Source organism: Xanthomonas hydrangeae (assembly GCF_032697525.1).
In the GTDB taxonomy this organism is placed as follows: Bacteria; Pseudomonadota; Gammaproteobacteria; order Xanthomonadales; family Xanthomonadaceae; genus Xanthomonas; species Xanthomonas hydrangeae.
Map to the genome: position 1 here is coordinate 1,716,273 of NZ_CP103836.1, position 7,586 is coordinate 1,723,858.

General features: G+C 58.2%; 7 protein-coding genes. 1 reads left to right on the forward strand and 6 read right to left on the reverse strand.

The features are described from left to right. The 3 genes from NYR97_RS07085 to NYR97_RS07095 all read right to left on the reverse strand — a co-directional run bounded on the left by NYR97_RS07085 (position 1) and on the right by NYR97_RS07095 (position 2,645). Positions 1-264 (reverse strand): flagellar biosynthetic protein FliQ, encoded by a 264-nt coding sequence (locus NYR97_RS07085; RefSeq protein WP_016903054.1) that lies wholly within the window; start codon positions 262-264, stop codon positions 1-3. Positions 265-274: 10 nt separating this feature from the next. Beyond that, positions 275-1,432 (reverse strand): tetratricopeptide repeat protein, encoded by a 1,158-nt coding sequence (locus NYR97_RS07090; protein WP_316697261.1) that lies wholly within the window; start codon positions 1,430-1,432, stop codon positions 275-277. 274 nt (positions 1,433-1,706) lie between these two features. Beyond that, a complete protein-coding gene (locus NYR97_RS07095) occupies positions 1,707-2,645 on the reverse strand; it encodes a toxin-antitoxin system YwqK family antitoxin (RefSeq protein WP_316697262.1) in 939 nt (312 codons plus the stop codon). A gap of 405 nt (positions 2,646-3,050) precedes the next feature. Between NYR97_RS07095 and NYR97_RS07100 the strand changes: the two genes are divergently transcribed. Continuing rightward, the gene (locus NYR97_RS07100) at positions 3,051-3,332 is read left to right on the forward strand and encodes a hypothetical protein (RefSeq protein WP_316698079.1); all 282 of its coding nucleotides are present in this window, start codon (positions 3,051-3,053) and stop codon (positions 3,330-3,332) included. Between the two features lie 128 nt (positions 3,333-3,460). Here the strand turns inward: NYR97_RS07100 and NYR97_RS07105 are convergent, their stop codons facing one another. The 3 genes from NYR97_RS07105 to NYR97_RS07115 form a co-directional block, all read right to left on the reverse strand. Beyond that, positions 3,461-3,811, reverse strand: coding sequence for a hypothetical protein (locus NYR97_RS07105; RefSeq protein ID WP_316697263.1), 351 nt, complete (start codon positions 3,809-3,811; stop codon positions 3,461-3,463). Next, positions 3,808-7,035 carry a LysM peptidoglycan-binding domain-containing protein gene (locus NYR97_RS07110; protein ID WP_316697264.1) on the reverse strand — a complete coding sequence of 1,076 codons (3,228 nt, stop codon included), beginning with the start codon at positions 7,033-7,035 and terminating at the stop codon, positions 3,808-3,810. Before NYR97_RS07110 ends, NYR97_RS07105 begins: the two co-directional genes overlap by 4 nt. An 88-nt stretch (positions 7,036-7,123) precedes the next feature. Further along, complete coding sequence (locus NYR97_RS07115; protein WP_316697267.1) at positions 7,124-7,585, reverse strand: hypothetical protein; 462 nt, start codon at positions 7,583-7,585, stop codon at positions 7,124-7,126. Between the last annotated feature and the right edge of the window lies 1 nt (position 7,586).

Consider the following 7,586-nt stretch of genomic DNA (forward strand, 5'->3'; position numbering starts at 1 on the left):
TCACAGCCCGGCCGCAAAATCGAACATGCGCTTGGCCAGTTCCACTGCGGTCAGCAGCATCCAGCTTCCCAGCACCATGGTCACCGCACCCACCGCGATCAATTTGGGGATGAAGGTCAGCGTCATTTCCTGGATCTGGGTGACAACCTGCAACACCGAAATCACCAGGCCCACCACCAGGGTGATCAGCAGAATCGGCGCAGAGATCTTGGCCGAGGCCAGCAAGGTCTCGGCCAGCAAATGCATGGCGGTGTCGGCGTCCACAAGCGGGCCTTCAATGCGCTGCTGCAGCGTTGGACGACAACCGGGCACGCAGGCGTCGCGCCATCTCTGGCGGCGTTTGCGCGCCAAGCGCATGAGCACCGGCTAGTGCACCCTCGCGCATCAGGGCCGCAAATACAGCCTCCGACTGCGCCTGCTCGCCATTGTCTGCAAGCAACAAAGACTGCGCGTAGCGACCGCTGATGCTGCTGGGATCGAGCTTTAGCGCGCGCCGCAGATGCGCTTCGCCTTCTTCGCGCTGCCCATCCAGCAATGCCACCACTGCCAGGCCACCGTGCGATTCGGCGAAGTTGCGATCCAATGCGTATGCATGCCGGTAGCAGGCATCGGCTGCCAATCGCTCGCCATCCAGTAGATGCAACCAACCCAATGCATGCCAGGTACCGATGTGGTCCGGCATGGCCTGCGTTGCCTGCATCAGCAATACCTTGGCCGGTTCCAATGCGCCCTGCAGCATGCGCGCTTGACCCAATCCAGATAGCGCCCTTCCCGACATTGGAAAGCGTTCCAGCGCTCGCTCGAAATGTACCGCGGCAGCGACGCCATCTTGTGCGTACAGCGCCAGCGCACCGGCGGTCAGCAGCGCCTCGTGTTGATCCGAAAAAAGCGCCAGGCAGTGATGCGCCTGCTCTGTCGCACGTGCCGTATCGCCAGCATCCAGTGCGCACAGCGCACTCAAACCCAATGCGGTGGGATGCTGTGGGGTGTACGCCAACGCAGCGGCAAGCGCCTTATCAGCGGCTGCGTAATCGGAGCGCATCAGCGCGATACGTGCAAAAAGCACAGCGAACTCTGCGTTATCGCCGTGGCGCCCACGTGCCTTCTCCAACGTGGCGGCCGCACCTTCCAGGTTCTGCTGGCACAGCTGCGCAAAGGCGATGTCATGGTCCAGGGCAGGCGCGGCATGGCGTTCGGCCAGCGGCTGCAGGCGTGCTTCGGCGCCCGCATAGCGGCCAGCCAGCAGGTCCAGCCGTGCAGCGCGAAACTGCACGCCAGCGAGCGCCGCTGTCTCTGCCGGCAATGCGGCAATCACATCCTCTGCGCGCGCAGATTGACCGGTTTCGATCAGCGCATCGCACAGCTGACAGGCAAGCTCCGGATTGGCCGGATCTTTTGCCCAATAGGCCGAGAGTTTATCGACAGAAGACATCGCCACATCCATGAGACGCAGACCACTATCCCGGGCCAAGCAGCCTAGAGGACGATGGGTAAAACCTTGGTACGTTTTGGACCCGCCGATGCAGCGCTCGTGCGTGGCTATCGATCCTGATAGTCACTATCCCCGAAGCGAGCCCGCCGCATCCCCCGTGATGACGGTGTGAACTTTAAGGCCTCCCCCGGGAGGTATGTCAAGCGATGCCATACATTTCAGCGAAAGATTTTTCCGAGGCTAGTGTCACATTTCGAAAGGCGGACTCTATTGTTCAGTTCGCTTCTGGCTGATGTGGAATACAAAGGAATGGGCCAACACCTTGCTGGCATTGAACGGCTTGAACGTAACTGGCATGGGCGTTCATCTGCCCGAGCACATCGGTCTTGCCGTCGAAGCGGCCGGCGGCTACGTACTGGCCGTTGGCAAACGCGTACTGCTCGGTGCGCAGGCGCTCGGCATCGTCCTGGGTGAACTTGCCACCCTCGAACGTGCCCTCGGTGCGGCGCAGGATGTTGCCCTCCGCATCCATCGTGAAATACCGCAGCCGGTCATCGACCTTGCCGCCCGGCGTGTTCTCGCGCACCGACAGCAGCTTGCCCCAGGCGTCGTAGGTGCTGGTGCTGTTGCTGGTCTTGAAGTCCTTGTGCGTGCTGGTGCCGATGACCTGCTGAGTGAGGTAAGTCTCTGCGCCCTGGTAGGTGTAGCGGTAGGTGTGGGTGTAGCCCTCCGGCGTGGTCATGCCACTGCCTTGCTCGTTGCGCACCAGCGAGTAGCGATAACCGCGCAGGCGGCCGGCCGCGTCGTAACCGGTGGCCGGCGTGCCGTCCTGGTAGTTGACCACGCTGAGCAGCTGCAGCCCTTCCAGCCCGTCGTCGGGCATCGGCAGCGGATTGCCCTCTTCGTCCACCGGCTGATACACCCCGCCCATCGGGATGCCGTAGGCACTCTGGCTGATCAGCCGGCCATCGGCATCGTAGCTACTGACATCGATGCGCTTGGCCGAGCCGTCATCGGCGTACTGGCGACGCTCCAGCAGGCGCCCGGAGGCGTCGTAGCGGCTGGTCTCCAGCAGCCGGGTGACGTTGTCGGGCAGGGTCTGCACGATGCGCACCACCCGGCCCTGGTCGTCGTAGAACAACTGCTGGCGCTTGAGCACCCCGTTGTCGTAGGACTGGCGCAAGGTGACGTTGCCGTCTGCGCTTGACAGCATCCATGGCCGCGAGCAGCATCGTTATCGCTGTGGTCAATCCCGCAGCCGGGTTTAGCAGCCCGAACTCTCCGAGGCGCACCGGCGCCCATCGATCGATGACAGGCGTTTTTTTATGTCTGTTGTTTTGTGCGATGGGCACATACTTGCCAGTTTTATGGCGGGCGGTGCGCGGAGGCCGCAAGGCCTGCCGGCCCTCGGACCGGTCTGCTAACCGCGCATCGTCCGTCACCTGCGTTTAGCAGCGCGGTGACGGACTCCATCCTATCCGAGGAGTCCAGCATGACGCGCTCAAGATCCGCTCGTTCAAGCGTTAACGCATCACCATCGTCTGTCGACCGACAGACCGAGACTGACAACGTCCAATCCAAGCCCAGCGACGCACGAGAAGATGTTTTCTTCCGTCGTCTGGCTGAGGCACGAGGTGCAGAAGGGAGTAGCGGCATTCACTGGTCGGACCTTCCGATGAACTTCGGTCTCGCCCTACACTGCGCTCATCTGGACCACTGCGTGCTTGGTCTGCATGGACTACTGGAGGTGTTGCATGCAAGCGAGGGAGCCCAACAAGGTGGGCAGCCTGGATTGGGTGGCGAGCTGACCGATTGTCTGTTCTATGCTTCGCGTGCGCTTGCTGAATCCGCTAAAGACACCATGTATGCGATGCAGGAGCGAATTAGGTCTACCGATTAACATTACGTCAACGTCAGGCTCAGCTGAGCCTGACGTTCCCACCCGTTCCAATTATCGATAAATTGCATTAAATATTATTGCTTCCGCTGACAGCATTTCAGAGTTCAGATTTTTATTTTTACGCAAAACTAGGATTCGATCCCAGTCCTAAAATCTGATATCGTCTCAAAGCTCATCAGACTTAGATTAAAACTGTAATCCATATCGATGACGTGCAATTCAAAATTTGTTTTCTTCTGAAGCTCAATCGCGAATTTTAGCGCGCAGTCTTCAATGCCCTCAACTGTAATCGTCTCAAGTTCTGGACTAATACGCACTATTGTACTTTGACTATTCCATACATAATCGCACTCAAATACTGCACCTATAAATTCACCGACCCTCTGATTGCTCACTCCCTCTATTCCAGAAATGTCAGCCACAGTTTTCTTGAAATCAAATTTCCTGTCTTCGCCAATGTAAATTAGTAGCTTACTCATGGTTTTGGCCGTAATTTTGTTGGAAGATTCGTCGGAACAATTCGGACCTCGCCAGGAATTCTATACTGATCCATTAGCCGTTGAAAATAGGGCGCTGCAGATGACTCGTTTGTTAAAATGTTTAGCCTATTGAAAGGAACAGCCGGATCAGAGATGACGGCCCGATAACGCTCAAACTCATATTTCTGCTGAGTCAAAACTTTTTCCCTGATAAACTGAGGCACGTTCGACCCGTCAACATATGGGCTTCTCTTAGGAGAGCCAACATACTTAGCATCAAGCAATGTGCTCCCCTGATAACCATCGATGTCTATTGCGGTATCGCCCCCGGTAACTCGGTAGTTCAATGGTCCAGTTTGCTCCACCTCGAAAAGCCCAGCCTGTGTGGATGTGGGTGTTCTCATCGTATAAAGACCAGCCACATAATCGTCAACGTTTTGTGTTGATAGATCAGAGAACCTCTCCAACCCCCGGCCCACGTTCGCCAGCTCACCTGCCTGCCCCAACCTCAACTCTGGCAGCACCGTCGACACCGCAATGGTACCAGCCTCCGAAAGCGCCGCACCCAATCGCTGGCCTTGGCTGATCTCAAACTCCGGCAAATCCAGACTGTAACCCGTCAACAGATTCGTCAGCCCACCTGCCGAAGAACCATTGATGACGCCTTCGGTTGTCCTGATCAGGAAGTTCTGACTTCCCTTCCATTGCCCCACCATCGTATCGAAGGGCGATTCCGGCATCGGGAAGCCTGCATCAACCCATGCGGTGATGTCGGGTGCCAGTGCACTGGCGATTCCGTTGCCACTCCACTGCGGCAGCATCGGCATGCTGTCGAGGTATCTAGCGCCAATCGATGTCTCACCGAAAGTACTGTCGGTAAATGGCAAATCGATCCTGGCCAACTCTCCACGCATTCGCTGTACGCCTGCGCTTTGTACTGATGCCACTGAGTTCCAAGCCTTGACGATGCCATCCCCGATATCGGTGCCGTTGAACACATGTACGCCGGCACCGTTGTTCCCGAACCGTATCGTCGATGGGTGAATGCCCGTCATCCGCCAATCGGGTGATGGACCGGCAGTACCATATCCGTTGCTCCAGCTAGGCGCAGGACTGCGTCGCGTGATGCCGCTGTTTTCGACCACGCTCATTGCCGCGATGCGGCCGGCCATGGAAGCTTCGGACAACTGCTCGGCACTTGGCCTGACCTGCACAGTGTCCATGGTCACGATACCGTCCTCGCCGAGGCGAGCGACCATGCCTGACGAACCACCGCCATCGGTGCTTGCCAACGCATAGCGGTAACGATCACTACCGGCATCTGCTGTATCCGCAGTACTAGGCAAACGCCCTAACGCACTGCTTAGTGCATTACCAAATGCATCGACAAACACGTCCTGGTAATTCACTGCGCCGCCCACGATGCCTTGACGCACATGTGCGCTGACCACACCGCCGGTGATGCCCGACACGATGTCTTGCGCGTAACTGGTGGAGTTGATGCCTAGCGTATTGGAGATCGTCGGTGCCAACTGCTGCGTGATGCCTGCTGTCACCACACTGGCCGCCACGCTGCGCCAGCTGAAGCTGGCCTCGTTACCCACCAATTTGTTGGCTGCGTAGTTGCTGACGTTGCCAACGGCTGCGGTCGCCATGGCGCTTACCAACGGGCTGGCAACACCGCTCATCATCGACCCAAAACCCGCCGTCGCTGCGCCGGCCACAGTACTGGCCGCCACATTGCGCCAACTGAAGCTGGTCTGGCCCATCGCACTGCCGACACCTTGGCTGGCCACGCTGCCGGCAAATGCGCCCACCGCACCGCCTACTACTGCTGCGGCAGTGCCGTATGTGCCTGCCAATGCGCCAGCACCGGCCATCATCGTACCTGCGGTCGTCGTGGCGACGCTTGCTGCCGTTGCGCCACTGGCAGCAGTAGCAGCAGCACCCATCGCGCTAGCCGCCGCACCTGCGGTATAGATCGTCACCACAATGGCCACCACCACCATAATGATCATCCCCATCGTGCCGCAGCCACTTTCCGGCGGCTTGGGGATATACGGCAGCGACGGCGTGGTCGAGCCGATCGCCTCGCTGGCATTGAACGGCTTGAACGTACTCGCGTCGTTGGTATTGGCCTTGACATCCGGCACGTTCAACGTGGCACCGGCCACCAGCCCGCTGTCGTCGTCGATGGCGTTGGCTTCGGCCAGCACGTACCACAGGTTGCTGTTGCCGTAGAGCCGTTGTGCCAGGCCGCGCAGCGTGTCGCCGGCCTGCACCGTCACCTTGTAGGTGCCTACGTCGGTGCTGGCGTAGGCGTTCATCTGCCCCAGCACGTCGGTCTTGCCATCGAAGCGGCCGGCCGCGACGTACTGGCCGTTGGCGAACGCATATTGCTCGGTGCGCAGGCGCTCGGCATCGTCCTGCTCGAACACACCGTTCTTGAACGTGCCCTCGGTGCGGCGCAGGATGTTGCCCTCCGCATCCATCGTGAAATACCGCAGCCGGTCATCGACCTTGCCGCCCGGCGTGTTCTCGCGCACCGACAGCAGCTTGCCCCAGGCGTCGTAGGTGCTGGTGCTGTTGCTGGTCTTGAAGTCCTTGTGCGTGCTGGTGCCGATGACCTGCTGAGTGAGGTAAGTCTCTGCGCCCTGGTAGGTGTAGCGGTAGGTGTGGGTGTAGCCCTCCGGCGTGGTCATGCCACTGCCTTGCTCGTTGCGCACCAGCGAGTAGCGATAACCGCGCAGGCGGCCGGCCGCGTCGTAACCGGTGGCCGGCGTGCCGTCCTGGTAGTTGACCACGCTGAGCAGCTGCAGCCCTTCCAGGCCGTCGTCGGGCATCGGTAGCGGGTTACCGTCCTCGTCCACCGGCTGATACACCCCGCCCATCGGGATGCCGTAGGCACTCTGGCTGATCAGCCGGCCATCGGCATCGTAGCTACTGACATCGATGCGCTTGGCCGAGCCGTCATCGGCGTACTGGCGACGCTCCAGCAGGCGCCCGGAGGCGTCGTAGCGGCTGGTCTCCAGCAGCCGGGTGACGTTGTCGGGCAAGGTCTGCACGATGCGCACCACCCGGCCCTGGTCGTCGTAGAACAACTGCTGGCGCTTGAGCACCCCGTTGTCGTAGGACTGGCGCAAGGTGACCTTGCCGTCCTTGTCGTAGCTCTGCAGCGAGCTGGTGTCGTCGTTGGCGATGACGATCTTGCCGGCCTGCAGCACACCGTTGCTGACCGTGACGCGGTTTTCCTTGTCGTAGTCGAACCAGTACGCCTTGTCGACCGGCAGCTCCTTGATGCCGGATAAAAATTTATACTCTACTTACCCTGCATAAATTATTATAACTCCCAAAAGAAGGATAAATATCCCAATTGGGAGAAGTTTCTCCATGCGATTTAATCTCGCTTATATCGCCAGTGGCAAGATTTCTTTTTTCTATTAAAATTGATCCATCAAATGCAAATACAAATGTAACTGAATTTTCAGCCTCATGAGCATCGCTCTCATATTCAAAATGCATGGCCCGGGATAAAAATATACGATCACCCTCAATTCTTTTAAAATCATATATCAAAAATACTCGCTGATAAGAATCAAAAAATCTGACAGCGACCCAGTCACCAGCTATGTCCAGTACGTGCTTAGCTCCATCTAACTCCAATACAGCGACATAAGGAATAAGAGATTCATGTCTAATCTTAGCCTCGGATATATCCAAAGGACCTATTAGTCGACGCTTTGCCCCGAACCATTTCTCGAAAAATTCGACCATG

Bases quoted from the DNA above. Each gene is read 5' to 3' on its own strand.
- NYR97_RS07090 (WP_316697261.1), bottom strand. From the start codon at position 1,432: ATGTCTTCTGTCGATAAACTCTCGGCCTATTGGGCAAAAGATCCGGCC.
- NYR97_RS07095 (WP_316697262.1), bottom strand. From the start codon at position 2,645: ATGCTGTCAAGCGCAGACGGCAACGTCACCTTGCGCCAGTCCTACGAC.
- NYR97_RS07105 (WP_316697263.1), bottom strand. From the start codon at position 3,811: ATGAGTAAGCTACTAATTTACATTGGCGAAGACAGGAAATTTGATTTC.
- NYR97_RS07115 (WP_316697267.1), bottom strand. From the start codon at position 7,585: ATGGTCGAATTTTTCGAGAAATGGTTCGGGGCAAAGCGTCGACTAATA.